This is a genomic window from Bacillus sp. P4_D3 (genome assembly GCF_056401855.1).
The window spans coordinates 1-1,656 of the sequence record NZ_JBFUIN010000678.1 but is presented as its reverse complement, the minus strand read 5'-3'; the positions used below and the strand labels follow the sequence as shown (position 1 = coordinate 1,656).

The following is a 1,656-nucleotide window of genomic DNA, read 5'->3' as shown; positions in this document are numbered from 1 at the left end:
CCAAGAGTCATACCGAGTGAACGGAAGAATGAATTTGTTGATGTAGCAGAACCGCGATCTCTCATTTCTAGTTTGTGAATAGATGCCATACTTAAAACTGAGAAGGAGAATCCAACTCCAAGTCCAGCAAGTACCATAAACATTGTTACGAGTGTACGAGGTGTTTCCATTGTTAAAGTACTTAGTAAATAAATACCAAGAACGAAGAAAACTCCAGATACTATCATGATGTTACGATAACTTGTTCGTGAAGCTAACTGTCCACCAGTTTGACTTCCAATTACAGATCCTACCATCATAGGTGTCAAAATTAATCCAGCATTTGAGGCTGAACCACCGAGAACACCTTGAACGAAGATTGGAATATAAACTGTACAGATGATAAAAGCTGCGCCATAGAAAAAGGCAACACCTTGGCTAGCTGCAAATAAAGGTTTTTTAAATAAATGGAAAGAAATAATAGGCTCGGTTGCGTTTCTTTCTACGAAGAAGAAAATAATAAGCATAATAATAACAGTTGAAAATAAACCAATAATCACATTAGAGTTCCATGCATATTCCTTACCACCAAGTTCTAGGGCAAACATTAAGCAAATGATACTAATGACAAGTGTAATGGCACCAGCCCAGTCAATTTTTTGTTTTCTATATTCTAGAGACTCGTTATAGTATTTAGTAATGAAGAAGAAGGAAATAAGTCCTAATGGAATATTAATATAGAAGACCCAGTGCCAACTTATATAATCTGTAATGTAAGCACCTAATAAAGGTCCGAAAACACTAGATGTTCCGAAAACAGCACCAAATAGTCCGGTCATTTTTCCGCGTTTTTCAGGCGGGAATATATCATACATAATTGTAAATGCGATAGGCATAAGAGCTCCGCCACCAATTCCTTGAATGGCTCTATAAATACTTAGTTGTTCAATACTTGATGCTGTCCCGCAAAGTGCAGAACCGAATAAGAAAAGAATTAGTCCGCCAATATAAAAACGTTTCCGCCCGTACATATCAGAAAGCTTACCGAATATAGGCATTCCGGCCATTGTTGCTACCATGTAGGCAGATGTGACCCAAACGAATTTGTCGAACCCTCCTAAGTCTCCGACAATCGTTGCCATCGCAGTTGCGACGATTGTGTTATCCATTGCTGCCATTAGAATACCAAGTAGTAAACCAGCAACAACAAATTTTGTTTTACTTGAATCTTTTTTTGAAAGTTGTGCTTCCAAATATAGCCCTCCTTTAATGAAAATTAAACTAACTTAAGTTTTTTAGTGCAATGCGTACAAACTTTATGTACAGTTTGTATCGTTCCCTCTTCATTTATAAAAAATTGCATTGACATGATATAAAGGATGGAAATCATAAATTATATTATAGTCAAATTTGACTAAAAGGTAAATGTTTTCTTAAGCCAAAGTATTTTATTATATTGACGAAAAGAGAGAGTAAGAGTTTATTTTTTTATGTAGTTACGGAAGGAAATTGTAAAAAAATATTTAATTAAAGAATAACCTGTGTCAACCTATTAAAAATGGTTTTTTCTTTATATTGTCGAATAGGATAAAAGGAAAAGAAAAATTTAAAATGGTTTGTAACAAGCTCAATATTTTTTCTTAGTGTAGTTTATTGCATCGAGAGGCAGAATAAAGT

At 34.6% G+C, this 1,656-nt stretch carries 1 protein-coding gene; it reads right to left on the bottom strand.

Annotated features, from left to right (window positions below; genetic code table 11):
* Positions 1-1,232, bottom strand: a 1,232-nt coding sequence (locus AC1DTM_RS25505; protein ID WP_477001192.1) for an MDR family MFS transporter, incomplete at its 3' end; no start/stop codon positions are given.
* Positions 1,233-1,656: the final 424 nt, after the last annotated feature.